General features: G+C 73.9%; 17 protein-coding genes. 6 read left to right on the forward strand and 11 right to left on the reverse strand.

Annotated elements, in window-relative coordinates; translation table 11 throughout:
* The first annotated feature begins 110 nt into the window (after window positions 1-110).
* Window positions 111-581 (forward strand): hypothetical protein, encoded by a 471-nt coding sequence (locus ACFV04_RS18140; protein ID WP_380340836.1) that lies wholly within the window; start codon window positions 111-113, stop codon window positions 579-581.
* 43 nt (window positions 582-624) lie between these two features.
* On the opposite strand, the gene ACFV04_RS18145 is transcribed toward ACFV04_RS18140, so the two are convergent.
* The gene (locus tag ACFV04_RS18145; protein ID WP_380530047.1) at window positions 625-1,824 is read right to left on the reverse strand and encodes an MFS transporter; all 1,200 of its coding nucleotides are present in this window, start codon (window positions 1,822-1,824) and stop codon (window positions 625-627) included.
* Window positions 1,825-1,945: 121 nt separating this feature from the next.
* Window positions 1,946-2,773, reverse strand: a complete 828-nt coding sequence (gene proC / locus ACFV04_RS18150) for a pyrroline-5-carboxylate reductase (protein ID WP_360252891.1) — start codon at window positions 2,771-2,773, stop codon at window positions 1,946-1,948.
* Window positions 2,774-2,974: 201 nt separating this feature from the next.
* Between proC and ACFV04_RS18155 the strand changes: the two genes are divergently transcribed.
* Window positions 2,975-3,424: a hypothetical protein gene (locus ACFV04_RS18155; protein ID WP_360252888.1), complete on the forward strand. Its 450-nt coding sequence runs from the start codon at window positions 2,975-2,977 to the stop codon at window positions 3,422-3,424.
* Between the two features lie 114 nt (window positions 3,425-3,538).
* Complete coding sequence (locus tag ACFV04_RS18160; RefSeq protein ID WP_380530050.1) at window positions 3,539-4,891, forward strand: hypothetical protein; 1,353 nt, start codon at window positions 3,539-3,541, stop codon at window positions 4,889-4,891.
* Window positions 4,892-4,895: 4 nt separating this feature from the next.
* Here ACFV04_RS18160 and ACFV04_RS18165 read toward each other — a convergent pair whose 3' ends face one another.
* The 7 genes from ACFV04_RS18165 to ACFV04_RS18195 form a co-directional block, all read right to left on the reverse strand.
* Window positions 4,896-5,426, reverse strand: coding sequence for a hypothetical protein (locus tag ACFV04_RS18165; protein WP_360252882.1), 531 nt, complete (start codon window positions 5,424-5,426; stop codon window positions 4,896-4,898).
* Window positions 5,427-5,552: 126 nt separating this feature from the next.
* Window positions 5,553-7,397: a dihydroxy-acid dehydratase gene (gene ilvD, locus ACFV04_RS18170; protein WP_380340822.1), complete on the reverse strand. Its 1,845-nt coding sequence runs from the start codon at window positions 7,395-7,397 to the stop codon at window positions 5,553-5,555.
* 151 nt (window positions 7,398-7,548) lie between these two features.
* Complete coding sequence (locus tag ACFV04_RS18175) at window positions 7,549-8,337, reverse strand: class I SAM-dependent methyltransferase (protein WP_380530052.1); 789 nt, start codon at window positions 8,335-8,337, stop codon at window positions 7,549-7,551.
* Between the two features lie 53 nt (window positions 8,338-8,390).
* Window positions 8,391-9,194 carry a sugar phosphate isomerase/epimerase family protein gene (locus ACFV04_RS18180; RefSeq protein ID WP_380530071.1) on the reverse strand — a complete coding sequence of 268 codons (804 nt, stop codon included), beginning with the start codon at window positions 9,192-9,194 and terminating at the stop codon, window positions 8,391-8,393.
* Window positions 9,195-9,831: 637 nt separating this feature from the next.
* On the reverse strand, window positions 9,832-10,794 hold the full coding sequence (locus tag ACFV04_RS18185; protein ID WP_360252873.1) for a Ppx/GppA phosphatase family protein: 963 nt from the start codon (window positions 10,792-10,794) through the stop codon (window positions 9,832-9,834).
* An 11-nt stretch (window positions 10,795-10,805) separates the two neighbouring features.
* Window positions 10,806-12,368, reverse strand: a complete 1,563-nt coding sequence (locus ACFV04_RS18190; protein WP_380530054.1) for an SUKH-4 family immunity protein — start codon at window positions 12,366-12,368, stop codon at window positions 10,806-10,808.
* Window positions 12,369-12,394: 26 nt separating this feature from the next.
* Complete coding sequence (locus ACFV04_RS18195) at window positions 12,395-12,832, reverse strand: hypothetical protein (RefSeq protein WP_380530056.1); 438 nt, start codon at window positions 12,830-12,832, stop codon at window positions 12,395-12,397.
* A 197-nt stretch (window positions 12,833-13,029) separates the two neighbouring features.
* Between ACFV04_RS18195 and ACFV04_RS18200 the strand changes: the two genes are divergently transcribed.
* Window positions 13,030-13,926 (forward strand): hypothetical protein, encoded by an 897-nt coding sequence (locus tag ACFV04_RS18200; RefSeq protein ID WP_380340807.1) that lies wholly within the window; start codon window positions 13,030-13,032, stop codon window positions 13,924-13,926.
* A gap of 57 nt (window positions 13,927-13,983) precedes the next feature.
* On the opposite strand, the gene ACFV04_RS18205 is transcribed toward ACFV04_RS18200, so the two are convergent.
* Window positions 13,984-15,153 carry an NADH-quinone oxidoreductase subunit D gene (locus ACFV04_RS18205; protein ID WP_380340804.1) on the reverse strand — a complete coding sequence of 390 codons (1,170 nt, stop codon included), beginning with the start codon at window positions 15,151-15,153 and terminating at the stop codon, window positions 13,984-13,986.
* A complete protein-coding gene (locus ACFV04_RS18210) occupies window positions 15,150-16,166 on the reverse strand; it encodes an SAM-dependent methyltransferase (protein ID WP_380340801.1) in 1,017 nt (338 codons plus the stop codon). Before ACFV04_RS18210 ends, ACFV04_RS18205 begins: the two co-directional genes overlap by 4 nt.
* Window positions 16,167-16,330: 164 nt before the next feature.
* Here ACFV04_RS18210 and ACFV04_RS18215 point away from each other — a divergent pair, with 164 nt between their 5' ends.
* Both ACFV04_RS18215 and ACFV04_RS18220 read left to right on the forward strand, forming a co-directional pair.
* Window positions 16,331-17,524, forward strand: coding sequence for a sensor histidine kinase (locus tag ACFV04_RS18215; protein WP_380340917.1), 1,194 nt, complete (start codon window positions 16,331-16,333; stop codon window positions 17,522-17,524).
* Between the two features lie 28 nt (window positions 17,525-17,552).
* A complete protein-coding gene (locus ACFV04_RS18220) occupies window positions 17,553-18,242 on the forward strand; it encodes a response regulator transcription factor (protein WP_360252852.1) in 690 nt (229 codons plus the stop codon).
* Window positions 18,243-18,378 lie beyond the last annotated feature (136 nt).

Consider the following 18,378-nt stretch of genomic DNA (forward strand, 5'->3'; position numbering starts at 1 on the left):
TTGTTGAGGCGGTACAGACAAACGCTTGGTGACTACATATCCTCTCCGCCATGAAGCCATTCAGCGTGCAACGCCTTGGGGTAATTCTCGCTGCAATACTGGGACTTGGCGTGTTCTTTGCCGCCCAGCCGGCCTCCGCCGCGGTCAACGGGACCAACTTCTCCGTCGACAAGTCGACGGCGAAGGCCGGTGACCAGCTGACCCTGACGCTGGCCCTCACCAACAACGAGACCAGCGACATCTACTTCGCCTACGAGTCCATCCAGCCGACCTGGCCGGCCAACCAGCTGAGCGGTGCCTTCACCGTCACCGGCTGCGCCGGCGACACCGTCGACTGCACGACGAGCGGGAACAGCGCCAGCTTCCACTTCAACGCGCCGATCGTGCCCGGCGCCACCAAGACCGTCACGCTCACCGTCAAGATCACCGACACCCCGCCGTGGGACGCCACCATCCCGTACACGGTGAACTGGGCGCCGTACGTCTACTACGAGTTCGGCCAGGTCGGCGGCACCTCCACCGCCCAGGACCAGGGCTGGGCCTACGGCACGGCCAACCTGGCGACCACGATCCTGGGCTGACCCCGGCCCGATCCTCCCCGTCCCCCGCCCCCGCCACCCGCCGTCACCCGGCGGGGGCGGGGGCCAACGCCGGTACCGGGGAGAAGCGGTCGGCCAGCGGCAGGACGGCGAGCACCAGCAGCATCGGGGCCAACAGCGCCCAGCGGTACGAACTCGCGTCGGCGATCGCACCGACCAGCGGCGAACCGATCAGGAAACCCACGTAGTTGAAGAGGTTGAGCCGGGCCACCGCGGCGTCCGAGTCGGCCGGGAACAACCGGCCGCCGGCCGCGAACACCTGCGGGATGATCGCGCAGATGCCGAAGCCGAGCACCGTGAACCCGGCGATGCCCGCCCAGGCGGCGGGCGCCACCGCGGCCACCCCGAAGCCCAGCGCGGCCAGCGCCGCACCGCCGCGGACCACCGGCACGGCGCCGAATCGCTGCACCGCCCGGTCGCCCAGCGCCCGGCCGACCAGCATCGCGACCATGTAGCCGAGGTAGGAGAGCTTGGCGAGGTCCTCGCGGCTGCCCAGACCGTCGGTGAGGTACTTGACGCTGTAGTTGGAGACCGAGGCGTCCGCGATGTACGCGAAGGCCATCGCCAGGCAGAGCGGCAGCAGCGGCCGCCAGGGGATCGACCGGGCGGCGGCCTCGGCGGCCTCCCGGACGGCGTCGCCGAGTTCGACCGGTCCCGCGAAGAAGGTGCCGGTGACCACCGCGAGCGGGGCGACCACCGCGGCGGCCGTGCCGAACAGCACCGGCAGACCGAGGTCGTAGTGCGAGCCGAGGCCCGCCAGGGACGCGCCGACGATGCCGCCGAAACTGAACGCGGCATGGAAGCCGATCATGATCGAGCGTCCGTAGCGGTGCTGCAGGCCCACCCCGAGCATGTTCATACTGGCGTCCAGCGCCCCCACCAGCAGACCGAACGCCCCCAGTGCGAGGGCGAGTTGCCACAACGCGTCGCCGAGTCCGACGGCCGCCAGGCTGAGGCAGACCGCGGGCTGGACCACCCGCAGCACGGCCCGCGCGCCGGTGCGCCGCACCAACTGCTCGGAGGTGATCGAACCGACCCCGGCCAGGATCGGCACGGCGGCCAGGAAGACCGGCAGCAGCCCGTCGCTCAACCCGTACCGGTGCTGGATCTCCGGGATGCAGGTGACCAGCAGCGCGAAGGTGGTGCCCTGGAGCAGGAAGCTGACGGCGAGCGCGGACCGCCCGGCCCTCAGGCCGGGCGGCACGGCGGACGGCGCGGCACTCATACGGACCTCCACACACGGGCCTCCTGGCGACCTCGCTACCGGCCGGTAGGACGATGTTGGCGAGAGCGTAGGCGGTGCGCCGCGATTGCGGGAGGGGTCGCGCAGGGACTTCTGCCGCGGGCTACTTCCCGCCGGAGGCCAGCTCCCGGGAGCGGTCCCGGGCCGCCTCCAGTGCACCCAGCAGCGCGGCCCGCACCCCGTGGTTCTCCAGCTCGCGGATCGCCGAGATGGTGGTGCCGGCCGGGGAGGTCACCGCCTCGCGCAGCTTCACCGGGTGCTCGCCGGAGTCGCGCAGCATCACCGAGGCGCCGATCGCGGACTGCACGATCAGGTCGTGCGCCACCTGCCGGGGCAGCCCGAGCAGGATGCCGGCGTCGGTCATCGCCTCGACCAGGAAGTAGAAGTAGGCCGGGCCCGAGCCGGAGAGCGCGGTGGCCGCGTCCTGCTGGGACTCGGGCAGCCGCAGCGCCTTGCCCACCGAGCTGAAGATCTCCTCGGTGCGCACCAGGTGCTCCTCGGTGGCGCACGAACCGGCCGAGATGACGCTCATCCCCTCGTCCACCAGGACCGGCGTGTTGGGCATCACCCGGACCACCGGGGTGCCCGCCGCCAGCCGCTCCTCGAACCAGGCGGTCGGGACACCGGCCGCGGCCGAGATCACCAGCCGGTCCGCGCCGACGTGCGGGGCCAGCTCCTCCAGCAGGGTGCCCATGTCCTGCGGCTTGACCGCGAGGATCAGGGTGTCGGCCAGCTTGGCGGCCTCGGCGTTGGAGACCGCCACCACGCCGTACCGGGCGGCGAGTTCGACCGCGCGCTCGGGGCGGCGGGCGGTCACCAGGACGTCCGCCGGGTCCTTGCCCGCCCGCAGCAGGCCGGAGAGCAGGGCCTCGCCGATCTTGCCGGTGCCCAGGAAGGCGATCTTCTGTCCGTGTGCTGCGCTGCTGCCCATGGTCCGCTCCTTGCCTCGCTACTGCGGCCATCCTCGCACCGCGCGGCGGGGCCGGGCGGGACCGTCCGGTCCGTGGTCGCGGGGCCCGCGGCGGCGGTCGCGGCGCGGCCGTGCCGGGCGATTCGGCCCGGCGGGACCCTAGGGAGAAAACCAGGGGCTTCCCCTATGGCCCCCGGCCCCGGGCGGGAGCACCGTTGAACCATGGCACACGACGAAATGTCCCGACGTGAGAACCGGCAACTCGCCGTCGCCTCGGCGACCGTGGGCCCGTGGCGGACCGCCGCGGGGGTCGGTGCGGTGGTGGGGGCGACAGCCCTGGGGATCGAGGCGATCTCCGGGAGCTGGTCGCTGAGCATGCTGGCCGGGCCGGCCGGCTGGGCCCTGTTCTTCTTCTTCCTGGTCGGCACCGTCGGTGGACAGCTGCGCCGCGACACCGCCGACCGCCGGCTGCGCCGGTGGGCGAACGACCACCCGTGGCAGTCGGCACTGCCGGCGGCCGGCGGACTGCTGGCGCTGAACACCCTGGCGCAGCTGTTCCTCGGCGACTCCGGGCTCTTCGGCGCCTTCTTCATCTCGCTGCTGCCCGCCGGCCTCCTGCTGGCGATCGCCGGGGTGGTGGGGTCGGTGAAGCAGGCCCGCGGCAAGTCCTGAGCACCGGCGCGGTTCCGGACGAAACGGGGTGAAGCGCCACCCGGCGGGCACGGGTCCACCACGTGGTGCGCCCCCGATCGGCGCATCGTCACACCCCGTCGTCATACTGGCGCGATGCCGATAGCCGAAGATCCGGAACCGCGCCCCACCAGGGGCGATGCACCGGACGGGTCCGACCCGTCCGGCACGGGCGCGAAGGACCCGTTCGCCGACCTCGTCCTGGACGACGACTTCGTCCGGGGCGCCACCGCCCAGGAGCAGAGCGGGCGCACCCGCATGCTCGCCGCCCGGTGGAAGCACACCCCGCCGGTCGACCCGGGCGGCCGCCGCTCGGTCAACGACGGCCCGGCGCCCGCGCGCCGCTTCGGCCGCAAGCCGAAGCCCCCGGCGGTCGACGCCTGGGGGAACCCGCGACCGCGCAGCTCGGCGTGGCGCACGCCGCTCTACGTCGCGCTGACCGTCGCCGTGCTGCTCGCGGCGCTGAACATCGACGGGCTGCGCAGCTGGTACCGGGACCACGTCGGCGGCACCGCCGCGGCCCACACCCCCGTGCCGACCGTCGCCCCCGAGACGGCCAGGCCGACCACCGCGGCACCGAAGGTCGACGACCAGCAGCCGACCGTCGCCCACCCCTGGGCCGGCTCCCCCGCCGAGGGCTGGCCGACCGGCGCCGAGGCCTTCGTCCTCCCCGAGGCGCAGGCGACCGGTGTCTTCAGCACCGCCCAGGTGGCCTCGCAGCTGCAGTCCGTCAGGGACTACCTGATCGCCGCCAACCTGGACCCCAAGGTGATCGCCGGAGGCCGGCCGGACGCCGCCCTGGCACTGCTGGAGCGGCAGGACCAGGACGGCGCGAAGTCCGCGCTGGAGCACCCGTCCAAGGAGAACGACCCGACCAACTGGTTCAGCCGCTTCGACCCGCGGGACGCGATCCCGGTGGGCGACACGGTCAAGGTCCAGGGCCGGATGACCTTCGAGGGCGACGGCGACAAGGGCGTCCTGATCCACACCGACTTCAGCTTCGTGTACGCGCTGCGCCCCGGCCCGGAGGCCGCCAAGCAGGCCGCGTCGCCCCGGCCGTCGGCCCCCGCCCCGCAGCCGACCGGACCGGCCGCTCCGAAGGGCGGCGGCACGGCCAAGCCGGTGGGCCTGGTCGTCCGGACGGACGACGTGGCCGGGGACACCTGGACCACCCGCACGATCGTCCGGCGGGTGGACACGTTCCGCTTCTACGACCCGGGGCGCTACCAGGTCCAGCCGAAGAAGGTCGTCTACGCCAAGAGCCAGACCGACCCGGCCAACTCGGCCTGCGACGTCTACGACGGCTTCTTCCACCCGCAGTTCGACCAGTTCGCGGCGCTGCAGCAGGACACCCCCGGCTCCCGGCCGACCGGGCCGGCCATCGACCCGTACGACCGCAGCAAGGACGTCGAGCAGACCGAGGGGTGCGGCACGATCAGCCGCAACTGACCGGTCAGCGCTTGCGCTTGCTCCGGCCCGGCGCCCTGCCGCCGGGCCGGCCGCTGCGGCTCGCCAGGCGCGTCTCGTACCGGGCGACGGCCCGCTCGTACGAGGCGCGCCGCACCGCCTCCCCGGGGGCCTCGACCAGGCTGCGGGCGAAGTAGGCGGCCAGGGCCCCGGCGCCGCCGATCAGCCAGACCGCGCCGAGCGACTTGTCCTCGGCCATCCAGCCGGTCAGCCGGTCCCTGCCCTCGGTGAGCACCTTCCAGGTGCGCAGGACGGACATCATCGAGCAGATCGCGATGGCGACGGTCAGCAGCCCGTTGACGAAGGTGCCGTTGTCGGAGAGCGCGATGCCCTCGACGCCGAAGCGCAGCAGCAGCACCACGGCCGCGGTCGCGACCAGGGCTCCGGCGGACACGCCGACCCGGCGCAGCCAGTAGCCGCCGTCCCGGTTCAGCCAGCTGGTGCCGAACCAGCGGATCGGCTCGGGCGCCGGGGCGCCGGCGACCTCGGGGGCGGGGGTGGGGGGCTGCTCGCTCACGCCGTCGATTATCACCCGACTGCCGCACACGGCGGAGGAGCCGTCCCGGTCCGCGGGACGGCTCCTCCGTTTCCGGTCGTCGGGACCGGTGGCACGCCGCGGTCGCGGGGCCGCTCCGGGCCGGTCTCAGCCGAGCTTGGTCACGTCGCGGACCGCGCCCTTGTCGGCGGACGTGGCCATCGCCGCGTAGGCGCGCAGGGCCTGGCTGACCTTGCGGTCGCGGTTCTTCGGCCGGTAGCCGCCCGAGGCCTCCAGGGCGCGGCGGCGCTCGGCGAGGACCTCGTCCGGGACCTCCAGGGAGATCGTCCGGCCGGGGATGTCGATGGCGATGGTGTCGCCGTCCTCGACCAGGGCGATGGTGCCCCCGGAGGCCGCCTCCGGGGAGGCGTGGCCGATGGACAGGCCCGAGGTGCCGCCGGAGAAGCGGCCGTCGGTGACCAGGGCGCAGGCCTTGCCGAGGCCCCGGCCCTTGAGGAAGGAGGTCGGGTAGAGCATCTCCTGCATGCCCGGGCCGCCCTTGGGGCCCTCGTAGCGGATGACGACGACGTCGCCCTCCTTGACCCGCTTGGCGAGGATCGCCTCGACCGCGTCCTCCTGGGACTCCACCACGACGGCCGGACCGCTGAAGGTCCAGATCGACTCGTCCACGCCGGCGGTCTTCACGATGCAGCCGTCCTCGGCGAGGTTGCCGTACAGCACGGCCAGGCCGCCTTCGACGGAGTAGGCGTGCTCGACACTGCGGATGCAGCCCTTGGCCGCGTCGGTGTCGAGCGACTCCCAGCGCTCGGACTGGGAGAAGGCCTCGGCGGAGCGGACGCAGCCGGGGGCGGCGTGCCACAGCTCGACGGCCTCGGCGGAGGGCGAACCGCCGCGCACGTCCCAGGTCTTGAGCCACTCGGCGAGCGAGTCGGAGTGGACGGTGTGGACGTCCTCGTTGAGCAGCCCGCCCCGGTAGAGCTCGCCGAGGATCGCCGGGATGCCGCCGGCCCGGTGCACGTCCTCCATGTAGTACGAGCCGTTGGGCGCGACCTTGGACAGGCAGGGGACCTTGCGGGAGACCGCGTCGATGGCCCGCTGGTCGAAGTCCAGCTCGGCCTCCTGGGCGGCGGCGAGCAGGTGCAGGATCGTGTTGGTCGAGCCGCCCATGGCGATGTCCAGGGCCATGGCGTTCTCGAACGCGGCGCGGGTGGCGATCGCGCGGGGCAGCACCGAGGCGTCGTCCCGGCCGTAGTGGCGGTTCGTGATCTCGACGACGGTCCGGCCGGCGTTCTCGTACAGCGCCCGGCGGGCGGTGTGGGTGGCGAGCACCGAGCCGTTGCCGGGCAGCGAGAGACCGATGGCCTCGGTCAGGCAGTTCATCGAGTTGGCGGTGAACATGCCGGAGCACGAGCCGCAGGTCGGACAGGCGTTCTCCTCGATGATCGCGATGTCCTCGTCGGAGACGTTCTCGTTCACGGCCTGCGAGATCGCGTCGACCAGGTCGAGCTTGCGCACGGTGCCGTCGACCAGGGTGGCCTTGCCGGCCTCCATCGGACCGCCGGAGACGAAGACGGTCGGGATGTTCAGGCGCAGCGCGGCCATCAGCATGCCCGGGGTGATCTTGTCGCAGTTGGAGATGCAGATCAGGGCGTCGGCGCAGTGCGCGTTGACCATGTACTCGACCGAGTCGGCGATCAGGTCGCGCGAGGGCAGGGAGTAGAGCATGCCGCCGTGGCCCATCGCGATGCCGTCGTCCACGGCGATGGTGTTGAACTCGCGCGGGATGCCGCCCGCCTGCTTGATCGCCTCGGACACGATCCGGCCGACCGGCTGGAGGTGGGTGTGGCCCGGGACGAACTCGGTGAAGGAGTTGGCGACCGCGATGATCGGCTTGCCGAAGTCCTCGCGGGCTACGCCGGCGGCCCGGAGAAGCGCCCGGGCGCCTGCCATGTTGCGACCGTGGGTGACCGTACGGGACCTCAGCTCGGGCACTGTGCTCCACTCCTTCGGGGCTCTCCTCGGCGCCCCGCCGCCAGGAGGGTACGGGGGCCGCTGTGGCTACCGAGCCTACGCCCGCCGTCCGCCCGGCGGACGGGCCGTCCGCGATGCGGTCAGGCGGCGGAGGGCCCCGCGCCCCGCGGCATCACTCCCCGGTGGTGGCCACCGTGAGGTCCAGGACGTACGGCTCGACCACCTGCCCGTCCGGGAACTCGGCGAGCAGCGCCGCGCGTTCGGCGGCCAGCAGCGGCTCGCGCCGCTCGGGGTCCAGCGAGGCGAAGAAGGAACGGGAGGTGAGGTTGTCGACCACCTGCTCCACCGGGACCTGCCGCTGCCAGCCCAGCTTGACGCGGGAGACCGCCAGCCCGGCGGCCGCGAAGGGAGCGGTCAGCTCGTCGACCCGGCCGTAGCCGTGGTAGCGGCCGGAGAGCGTGGCGGACAGCCGCTCGTCCCGGGCGCGGACCCACGGGACGCCGTCGTCGAAGATGTTCCACCAGGTGGCGAGCGCGCCGCCGGGCCGCAGCACCCGGATCGCCTCGGGCAGGGACTGCTCGGGCCGCGTCCAGTGGAAGGCCTGCGCGTAGGTGATCAGGTCCGCGGAGTCGTCGTGGAAGGGCAGGTCGTCGCCGCCCGCCCGGACCAGCGGGACCTGCGGTGAGACGGCCCGGAACCGCTCGGCCATCCCGGCCGAGGGCTCGACGGCGATGACGTCCGCGCCGCGGGCGGCCAGCAGCCGGGTGGCGATGCCGGTGCCCGCGCCGACGTCCAGGACCCTGGCGCCCTTCAGACCGCGGCCCCAGAGGCGTTCCAACTCGTCGAACAGCTGGTCCGGGTAGCCGGGGCGGCCGCGGTCGTACTCGGCCGCCACGGAGCCGAAGCTCCCGGCGAGCTCACGGAAGTTGCGAAGTTCGCTGAATTTCCGACCGTTCGTCACTTCTCCCCCTCGGTACGGCCGTCCGGCGCTCCGGCGCGCCCCGGGCACGACGGTCAGCGTACGTGCGAGGGGGTCGCCAGGTGCAGGCGGGTGAAGGCCAGCGCCTCGGCCAGATCGGCCTCACGTTCGGCGGGCGACGCCGAACGGCGGGTGTTGACCTCCAGCACCACGTGACCGTCGAAGCCGGTGCGGGCCAGGTGCTCCAGCAGCTCGGCGCACGGCTGCTTGCCGCGGCCGGGGATCAGGTGCTCGTCCTTGCCGGAGCCGCTGCCGTCCGCCAGGTGCACGTGGGCGAGCCGGTCGCCCATCCGCTCGACCATGGCGAAGGTGTCGATCCGGGAGGTGGCGACGTGCGACAGGTCGATGGTGAAGTGCCGGTACTCCTCGTCCGTGACGTCCCAGCCGGGCGCGTACGCCAGCACCTCGCGGTCGCGGTACCGCCACGGGTACATGTTCTCGACGGCGAAGCGGACGTCGGTCTCGCCTGCCATCCGGTCGATGCCCTCGACGAAGTCCCGGGCGTACTGCCGCTGCCAGCGGAACGGCGGGTGGACGACGACCGCGCTCGCACCGAGCTTCTCCGCCGCCGCCCTGGCCCGGACCAGCTTGGTCCACGGGTCGGTGGTCCACACCCGCTGGGTGATCAGCAGGCAGGGCGCGTGCACGGCCAGGATCGGCATCCGGTGGGCGTCCGAGAGCCGGCGCAGGGCGTCGATGTCCTGGCTGACCGGGTCGTTCCAGACCATCACCTCGACCCCGTCGTAGCCGAGCCTGGCCGCCAGCTCGAAGGCGACGGCGGTGCTCGCCGGGTACACCGAGGCGGTGGACAGGACCACCTTGGTCTCGGGGATGTGCAGGGCCGGGTGCTGGGGGAGCACCAGCCGGTCGGTGGTGCGCAGCAGCGGCGGGCGGGCGGCGTCCCGGCGGGCGGCCTTGACCGAGCGCACCGACTGGACGGCGGCCTTCGCGGCGCCGGCGGCCCGGGCGGTGCGGGTCTCCTTCGGCGCGGCCTTGGCGGCGGCCCTGCGGGGGGCGGCGGCCCGGGCGGGCGTCGCGGGCGGCGTCGTGGGTGTCGTCGCGGGCGGCGTCGCGGGCGGCGTCGTGGGCTTGCCGGCGGGTGGCGTCGCGGCCTTGTCGGCGGCCTTCTTCGTCAACGGTCCCCCGGTGGCGGTGCGCTTCGCCGTGGCCGCTGTCGGAGTGTCGTCCGCGGCGCCCTTCGGGACGGCCTTCCCCGCGGTGCGCTCCGGGGCGGCGGCCTCCTTCGCGGCGGTCTTCTTCGCCGTGGCCCTCTTCGCGGTGCGCTGGGCCGCCTGGACGGCCTTGGCGGCCTGCGCGGCGGTGGCGCCCTTGACCGCCTTGCCGAGCCGGCGGCGCGGGTCGTCCGGCCGCGGCTGCCCGTCCCCGGGAGCGCGGCCCTCCCGCGTCCCGTCCTCGCCCGCTGGTTGCACCACGGGAGACAGCGTAAGCGGAGCGCGCTCCGAACGGGACGCCGTCCTACGGAGCGAGCGCGGGTCGGCGCCGGTCGGCGGGGCTGTCCATGGTGTCCAGGCGGCGCAGGATGATGCCCTCGCGCAGCGCCCACGGACAGACGTCCAGCTCGTCCAGACCGAACAGGTCCATCGCGGCGTCGGCGACCAGTGCGCCGGCCAGCAGCTGCTTGGCCCGGCCCTCGGAGACGCCGGGGATCTGCGCGCGCTCGGCGACGGTCATCGTGGACAGCCGGGGCAGCCAGGCCGCCAGCCCGCTGCGGGTGAGCCGGCGGTCGGCGTACGGGCCGGCGTCGGCGGGCGCCGCGCCGGTCATCCGGGCCAGCTGCTTGAAGGTCTTGGAGGTGGCGACGGCGTGCTGCGGCGACCCGAGCCGGGAGACCTCGCCGACCACGGTGCCCATCTCGGCCCGGATGTGGCGTCTCAGCTCGCGCAGCCCGTCGGGGTCGGCGACGTCCCCGGGCAGCCAGCGGGCGGTCAGCCGGCCCGCGCCCAGCGGCAGCGAACACGCGACGTCGGGCTGCTCGTCCAGGCCGCAGGCGATCTCCAGCGAGCCGCCGCCGATGTCCAGGTTGAGCAGCCGGCCGGACGACCAGCCGAACCAGCGGCGGACGGCCAGGAAGGTGAGCCGGGCCTCGTCCTGACCGGAGAGCACCCGCAGCTCGACACCCGTCTCGGCAGCCACCCGGCGCAGCACCTCCTCACCGTTCGTGGCCTCGCGCACGGCCGAGGTGGCGAACGGCAGGATGTCGACGACGCCCTTGTCCTCGGCGACCCGCAGCGAGGACGCGACGTGGCCGACCAGCCGCTCGACACCGGCCCCGCTTATCGCACCGTCCGAGTCCAGCAGCTCGGCCAGCCGCAGCTCGGCCTTGTGGGAGTAAGCGGGCAGCGGAGCAGCGCCCGGGTGGGCGTCCACCACGAGGAAGTGGACCGTGTTGGAACCTACGTCGAGAACACCGAGTCGCATAACTCTCCACGCTACGCGATGCGGACCCGGGCGAGGGGGGTTGCGACCGTATTCGCGCTGGTCCGGGGCGGGTGGCCGGTCACGGCCGGACCCGGGGGCCCGGCACCGTGAGCCGCGTCACAGCAGGCCGTCCCACAACTGCTCCACGATGACGGCCCACCAGTTCTCGGGATCGGCGAAGACCGTGCCGTCCACCTCCGCCAGGGCGCGCGCTGCAGGCCGTCCACCGCCCCGCCCGCGGCCACCGGGTCGAGCCCTCGCAGCCCGGGCCACCAGCCGGCGAACACCTCCGGACAGCGGACGAAGGCCCTCAGGTCCGCGTTGCAGTGGCGGGCCGTCGCACGGTCCGGATCCACCGCGCGGACGGTACCGTCCGTCGCGTCGAGGGCCACCGGCGCCCAGCCGTCCGTTCCCAGCACCAGCTGCCCGGCGAGGGCCGAACGCTCCCGCTCGGCCACCCGGGTACCGCGGCCGAGGTCGTCGAGGTACCCGGCCAGCGGCGGCAGCACGGCGCCCGGCCGGGTGCCGTCGGCGATCGCCTCCGCACGGGGGTGGTGCAGGGCGAAGAATCCCGGCACGACCTTCGGCACTCCCACCGCCAGCAGCAACGCGGCCGCCTCCCCGGGCAGTTCGGTCCGCACCACGTCCGCCCGGTCGAAACGCCGCACCCCCGCCGGGCCGAACCGCTCCGCGAGCCGCGCGGCGAGCACCGCGTCGGGCTCGGCCGGCGCGTCCCGCACCGGCCGGGGGAACGGCACCCGGTTGCGCGCCGGACCGTCCGCGGGCACGGGCAACGCCCGCACGGCGGCGGCGCGGTGGTCGAACCGCGGACCGTACGGAAGCTCGAAGTCGATCCGGACGTGCGGCAGTTCGGCGGCCAGCGCGTGGGCCCAGTAGCCGCCGGGCAGCGCCCCCGGCCGCAGATCGGTCCGGACGGCCCGCACCTCCTCGGCCGCCACCCCCTGTTCGCGCAGCCACCACCAACCGCGCAGGGCCGGATGCGGCAGGCCCGGCGCCGACCGCAGCGCCAACGACCGCTCCTCGCCCGAGCCGTCCCGGTACGTCAGTTCGGCGCGGGCACCCCGCCCGGTCGTCGGCGGCCGGGCCGGGTCGTACCCGCCCGCACCGACGAAGTCCCGGTACAGCCCGACCACTTCGTCCACCGGTACCGAGGGCCACACCGTGAACCGTCCGCTCCCCCGGTCCACCACGGCACAGGCCGCCCCGACCTCCTCGGGCGCCCGCCGCTCACCGGTCAGCGGATCCACCTCCACCCGTGCGGGAAAGGCGCCGGCGACCAGCCCGACGGCGGTGTGCGCGTCGTCCAGGTGTCCCTTGTCGGCGCCGCTGAAGGTCTGCCAGTACGCGCCGAAGGCCTCGACGGCGCAGCCGGAGTTGTCGGCGGTGACGCGCCGGACCGACTCGCCGCAGCGGCGGGTGAGGCGGTCGGCCTCCGTGCCGAACTCCCGCCAGACCCCGGCCGCCCTGCGCAGGCCCTCCTCGTCGGCCTGCGGCCACGGGTGGCCGGTCCTGGCCAGGACCGGGACCAGTTCCTCGGGCAGTTTCCGGGACACGTGCTTCCCCCTCCGGGCCGGGTCCGTCAGACCGACATGTCCTTGGGGACGGCGGGCGCCGCCCCCGGGGTTGCCCCCGTCGTGGGATGGACCGCGGCGACGGCCGTCACCCCGTTCCCGGCCTCGGCGCCGAAGCCGCTCGCCGCCGAGGTGTCCGTGTCCGTGGTCCGCTCGGCCATCGCGTGCAGCCCGGTCCCGACCTTCCCGACCCCGCCGGCCAGCCCCCGCAGTCCGCCGACGAGTCCGCCGCGCGCCGGGCCGTACACGGCGGCGAAGCCGCTGCCCGGCCGGTCCGTCCCCCAGGGGGTGCCGAGCGCGCCGAGGTCCCGTTCCAGGGCGGCGACGGCCTTCGCCAGTTCGCCGCCGGGTTTCTCGAACTCCCGCCCCTCGCCGTGCGGTTCCCACGGCTTGAGGACGAACCGCCCACCCGCCCGGTCGGACGCCCCGGTCCTGCCGTCTGCCATCCCGTACCTCCCCGTAGCGGATCGGCCGCCATCCTGGGCACGGCCCCGGGCCCGCCCGCAGCGCACGACGGACCTCCTTCACCCCGCCTTCACCCCGGATCGGGCCCGGCTCCCGCCCCCGAGCGCCGACGGCCCCGAATCCGCCGCCACGCCCCTCGGGCCCGTCACCACGCCCGCGGAAGCTCTACCCTTGCCGGGTGGCACCAGCAGAAACGTCCAAGAAGAAGGCCAAGGCGAAGCCGAAGGCCTCCCCCGCCCCCGTCGACCTCGCGATGCCGACCCTGCGCCGCGAGATCCCGCGTGACGAGGTCCCGCTCGACTTCCCGCGCGCCTGGGTCGAGTTCGCCGACCCCGCCGACGAGGAGCAGGTCTTCCGCTGCGACCTCACCTGGCTGACCTCGCGCTGGTCCTGCGTCTTCGGCCAGGGCTGCCACGGCATCCGCGAGGGCCGCGGCGAGTCGGACGGCTGCTGCACGCTGGGCGCCCACTACTCGGACGAGGACGACGAGAAGCGCGTCCTGGGCCACGCGGCACGGCTGACGCCCGAGCTGTGGGAGAACTTCCCGCAGGGCACCGATGCCAAGGGCCGGCTGGTCTCGGACGGCGGCATCACCATGCTGGACGAGGACGGTGACCGCCAGACCCGCCGGGTCAACGGCGCCTGCATCTTCGTGAACAGCCCGGACTTCGCGGGCGGCGCCGGCTGCGCGCTGCACGCGCTCGCGCTCCGGGAGGGCCGTGAGCCGCTGGAGACCAAGCCGGACGTCTGCTGGCAGCTGCCGGTCCGCCGCACCTACGACTGGATCGACCGCCCGGACGACACCCGCTACCTCCAGGTCTCGATCGGCGAGTACGACCGCCGCGGCTGGGGCCCGGGCGGCCACGACCTGCACTGGTGGTGCACCGGCGCTCCGGCGGCCCACCAGGGCGCGGACGCGGTGTACGTCAGCTACCGCCCGGAGCTCACCGAACTGATGGGCAGGGCGGCCTACGACGTGCTGGCCCGCCTGTGCGAGGAGCGGATCGCCACCAAGGGCGACCGCAGGATCGCCCCGCACCCGGCCGACCCGGCGAAGCCGAAGAAGAAGGGCTGAGCCCCGGTCCGACCGGGTCCGGCGGGGCCCGGCCCGAGCGGGGCCGCGGCCCCGGGCCTACTTGTCGATGTCCCCGACCACGAAGAACATCGACCCCAGGATCGCGACCATGTCCGCCACCAGCGTCCCCGGCAGCAGTTCGGTCAGCGCCTGGATGTTGTTGAAGGACGCCGAGCGCAGCTTGAGCCGCCACGGCGTCTTGTCGCCCCGCGAGACCAGGTAGTAGCCGTTGATCCCGAGCGGGTTCTCGGTCCAGGCGTAGGTGCTGCCCTCGGGTGCCTTGAGCACCTTGGGCAGCCGCTGGTTGACGGGGCCGGGCGGCAGGGTGGCGAGCTTGTCGAGGCAGGCGTCGGCGAGGTCCAGCGAGTTGAGGGTCTGCTCCAGCAGGCATTCGAAGCGGGCGAGGCAGTCGCCCTCGTCGCGGGTGACGACGGTGAGGACCTGCCGCAGTTCCTCGGTGTCGTACGCGAGGTAGGGCTCGTCGCGGCGCAGGTCGAGGTCGAGGCCGCTGGCCCGGGCGATCGGGCCGCTGACCCCGTACGCCTCGGCCTGCGCCCGGGTGAGGACGCCGACGCCGGCGGTGCGGGCGCGGAAGATCTCGTTGCCGAGGACGAGGTCCTCGAACACCGGCATGTGCGAGCGGACGGTGGCGACGGCGGCGCGGACGCGGCCGAGCCAGCCGGCCGGGAGGTCCTCCTTGAGGCCGCCGACCCGGTTGAACATGTAGTGCATCCGGCCGCCGGAGGCCTCCTCCAGGACGTGCTGGAGGTCCTCGCGGCCGGTGAAGGCGTGGAAGATCGGGGTGATCCCGCCGAGTTCCAGCGGGTACGAGCCGAGGAACATCAGGTGGTTGAGCACCCGGTTGAGCTCGGCGAGCAGGGTGCGGATCCACACGGCCCGCTCGGGGACCTCCATGCCGAGCATCCGCTCGACGCCGAGGACGACGCCGAGTTCGTTGGAGAAGGCGGAGAGCCAGTCGTGCCGGTTGGCCAGCATGATGATCTGCCGGTAGTCACGGGCCTCGAACAGCTTCTCCGCGCCCCGGTGCATGTAGCCGATCACCGGCTCGGCGGAGACGATGCGCTCGCCGTCGAGCAGCAGGCGCAGCCGCAGCACGCCGTGCGTGGCCGGGTGCTGCGGGCCGATGTTGAGCACCATGTCGGTGGTGCCCGCCGTACCGCTGAAGTTCTCGGCTCCCGCCCCGATGCCGACCGTGGTCTCCCTCATGCCTCCAGAGTCTGCCATCCCGGCAGGGTGTCCAGGCTCGCCGGTACCGGAATGCGGACGGCCTGGACCAGCCACCCGAAACCGCCCAGCCCGCCCGGGTCGGTCAGCTCGGCCCCCTCCCCCGCCCCGCTCAGCGCCCGCAGGTAGCCCGCCGGGTCGGTGGAGGCGAGGGCGAGCGGGGGCCGGCCGCCGCTCACGCCGAGCGCGCGCAGCGCCTCCCGCTGCGTCGTCCACAGGCTGTGGAGACCGGGCACGGCGACGGAGTCCAGGGCCACGTGCGCGGTGACGTCGCAGGAGCCGTCCGGCACCGGGGCCACCTCCCGGCCGTCCCGGAAGCCGGTGAAGGTACCGAACGGCGGCCGCCGCCCGGCCGTGTGCCCGTAGTCGACCGCGACGGCCAGACCGCGCTCCAGCCCGGCGACGGCCCGCGCCCAGGCGGCGTCCCGGGGACCGCCGAACTCCACCGCGTCCCCGGGCCCGGAGACCGGCCACCACCGCCCGGCCCAGGCCGCGTCCGCCGCCGACACCTCCGCGCCCGGCCGCAGCGCACCGGTCCCGGTGTCCACCTCGACGTAGCGCAGCACCCCGTCCTCGTCGACCTCCCCGGCGTCCAGCGGCACGTTGTCCAGCCACTCGTTGGCGAACAGCAGTCCGGTCACGCCGCGCGGCGGCTCGTCCGTCCACAGGGCTGTGGACGGGAGCCCGGCCGGGCGCCGCGCGATCTCCACGCCGTACGGGCGCAGCCGCGCCAGCACTTCGGCGGGCAGCTCGGCCAGCACGCCCCTGAGGAGTTCCCCCCGCCCGGCCCCGACGTCGACGAACGCCAGCTCCTCCGGACGACCGAGGGCCGCGTCGACGTCGAGGAGCAGTCGGGCCACCGCGCGGGCGAACCTCGGCGAGGCGTGCACGGAGGTGCGGAAGTGCCCGGCGGGGCCCTCCGGCCTGCGGTAGAAGCCCCGTTCGGGGTCGTACAGGGCCTGTTCCATGGCGGGCGCCCACCGCATCCAAGTCATGGGGCCGGACGCTACCCGCCGGTCGCAGGCCCTCCCAATCGGTGCCGGCGCGTCTCCGACCTACGGAGTAGGACGGATCGCCCTACCGGCGGACCTGGACACACGGAGCGACTGCCTACGCTGGACACGTGCATCGACTCAACGCCTGGCTCCGCCGTCACCCCATGGTGGTCGACGCCGCCTGGGCGGCGATCGTGCTCCTCATCGGCCTGCTGCCGAACGACAACCTCCCCGACGACGGGTGGCGCTTCGACGCCGACGTCCTGGTCGCGCTGGTGCTGCCCGCGCTGATGGTCGTCCGCCGGCGCTACCCGGACGTGACGGTCGCCGCCGCCACCGGGCTCGGCGTCAGCCAGGTGCTGGCCGACGTCGAACCGGGCGGCTCCTCGATCGCCTACCTGGTCTTCGCCTACACCGGCGCCGCCTTCGGGCAGAAGTGGACCTCCCGGCTGGCACTGACCGCCGGGCTGTCCGCCGGGCCGCTGGTGTTCTGGCAGATGCACCCGATGAAGACGGTGCGCGAGAGCGCCAACCACTACGTCTCGCACTCGTACAACCCCGGCGAAGCAGCGATGATCATGCTGCTGATGAGCACGCCGTTCATCCTCTGCTGGGCCTGGGGCCGGCTGACCCGGGTGCGCCGCGCCTACCTGACCGAGCTGGAGGACCGCGCCGCCCGGCTGGAGCGCGAGCGGGACGCCCAGTCCAAGGTGGCGGTCGCCGCCGAGCGGGCCCGGATCGCCCGCGAGCTGCACGACGTGGTCGCGCACAACGTCTCGGTGATGATCGTCCAGGCCGACGGCGCCGCCTACGTCCTCGACAACTCCCCGCAGCAGGCGAAGGAGGCGCTCGGCACGATCGCCTCCACCGGCCGCCAGGCGCTGGTCGAGATGCGCCGCCTGCTGGGCGTGCTGCGCACCTCCGACACCGCCGAGGAGTACGTGCCCCAGCCGGGCGTGGAGGAACTGCCGGAGCTGCTGGAGCAGGTCCGCACGGCCGGGCTGCAGGTGGACTACGCGACCTCCGGGCACCCGCGCGAGCTGCCGCGCGGGGTCGAGCTGACGGTCTACCGGATCGTCCAGGAGGCGCTCACCAACGTCCGCAAGCACGGCGGCCCCGACGTGCACGCCCGGGTCGCGGTCGACTTCGGCGAGCGCGAGCTGGCCGTGCTGGTGGAGGACGACGGGCGCGGCAGCACCGACGAACAGCTGGCCTCCGGCGGCACGGACGGTCTCGGCCACGGCCTGATCGGCATGCGCGAGCGGGTCGGCATGGTCAGCGGCAGCCTCGACGTGGGCCCCCGCCCCGGCGGCGGCTTCCGGATCCGCGCCGTCCTGCCGCTCAAGGCCGCACACTGATCCTCCGCCCCTCCCCCTAGGAGCCACCTTGACCATCCGCGTGATGCTCGTCGACGACCAGGAACTGCTGCGCACCGGGTTCCGGATGATCCTGCAGTCGCAGGGCGACATCGAGATCGCCGCCGAGGCCGGCGACGGCGCGCAGGCCCTGGAGCAGCTGCGGCACACCGCGGTGGACGTGATCCTGATGGACGTCCGGATGCCGCGCCTGGACGGCGTGCAGGCGACCCGCCGGATCTGCCTGGCCGAGGACGGCAGTCCGCTGCCGGACGCCCCGCACGTGCTGATCCTCACCACCTTCGACCTCGACGAGTACGCCTTCGCCGCGCTCAAGGCCGGCGCCAGCGGCTTCCTGCTGAAGGACGTCCCGCCGACCGAGCTGGTGGCCGCGATCCGGGCGGTGCACGGCGGTGACGCGGTGGTCGCCCCGACCACCACCCGCCGGATGATCGACCGCTTCGCCGAGGTGCTGCCCACCCCGCAGAGCGCGCCCGGCTCGGACGTCCTCGGCCCGCTGACCGAGCGCGAGCGCGAGGTGTTCCTGCTGGTCGCCCAGGGCCTGTCGAACGGCGAGATCGCGGCCCGGCTGGTGCTCTCCGAGGCGACCGTGAAGACCCACGTCGGCCGGATCCTGGCCAAGCTCGGCCTGCGCGACCGGGTCCAGGCCGTGGTGCTGGCGTACGAGGCCGGGCTGATCCGGGCCGGGGCCACGGACTGAGCCGGTTCGGCGTCCGGGCGCCGACCGTAGACTGGGCCCGTACGTCCGGTACCCGACGAGCGGACCGGAACGGCCACACAGGACAAGGGTGGATGCGTGGATCCGTCCGACTTCGCCGACTCCGGCGAGTTCGCTC

The sequence above is a fragment of the Kitasatospora sp. NPDC059599 genome (assembly GCF_042735125.1).
GTDB lineage: Bacteria > Actinomycetota > Actinomycetes > Streptomycetales > Streptomycetaceae > Kitasatospora.

Excerpts from the sequence above, each read along its gene's own strand:
- ACFV04_RS18205 (WP_380340804.1), bottom strand. The coding sequence starts at position 15,153 with ATGAGGGAGACCACGGTCGGCATCGGGGCGGGAGCCGAGAACTTCAGC.
- ACFV04_RS18185 (WP_360252873.1), bottom strand. The coding sequence starts at position 10,794 with ATGCGACTCGGTGTTCTCGACGTAGGTTCCAACACGGTCCACTTCCTC.
- proC (WP_360252891.1), bottom strand. The coding sequence starts at position 2,773 with ATGGGCAGCAGCGCAGCACACGGACAGAAGATCGCCTTCCTGGGCACC.
- ACFV04_RS18215 (WP_380340917.1), top strand. The coding sequence starts at position 16,331 with ATGGTGGTCGACGCCGCCTGGGCGGCGATCGTGCTCCTCATCGGCCTG.
- ACFV04_RS18210 (WP_380340801.1), bottom strand. The coding sequence starts at position 16,166 with ATGACTTGGATGCGGTGGGCGCCCGCCATGGAACAGGCCCTGTACGAC.
- ACFV04_RS18145 (WP_380530047.1), bottom strand. The coding sequence starts at position 1,824 with ATGAGTGCCGCGCCGTCCGCCGTGCCGCCCGGCCTGAGGGCCGGGCGG.
- ACFV04_RS18195 (WP_380530056.1), bottom strand. The coding sequence starts at position 12,832 with ATGGCAGACGGCAGGACCGGGGCGTCCGACCGGGCGGGTGGGCGGTTC.
- ACFV04_RS18160 (WP_380530050.1), top strand. The coding sequence starts at position 3,539 with ATGCCGATAGCCGAAGATCCGGAACCGCGCCCCACCAGGGGCGATGCA.
- ACFV04_RS18155 (WP_360252888.1), top strand. The coding sequence starts at position 2,975 with ATGGCACACGACGAAATGTCCCGACGTGAGAACCGGCAACTCGCCGTC.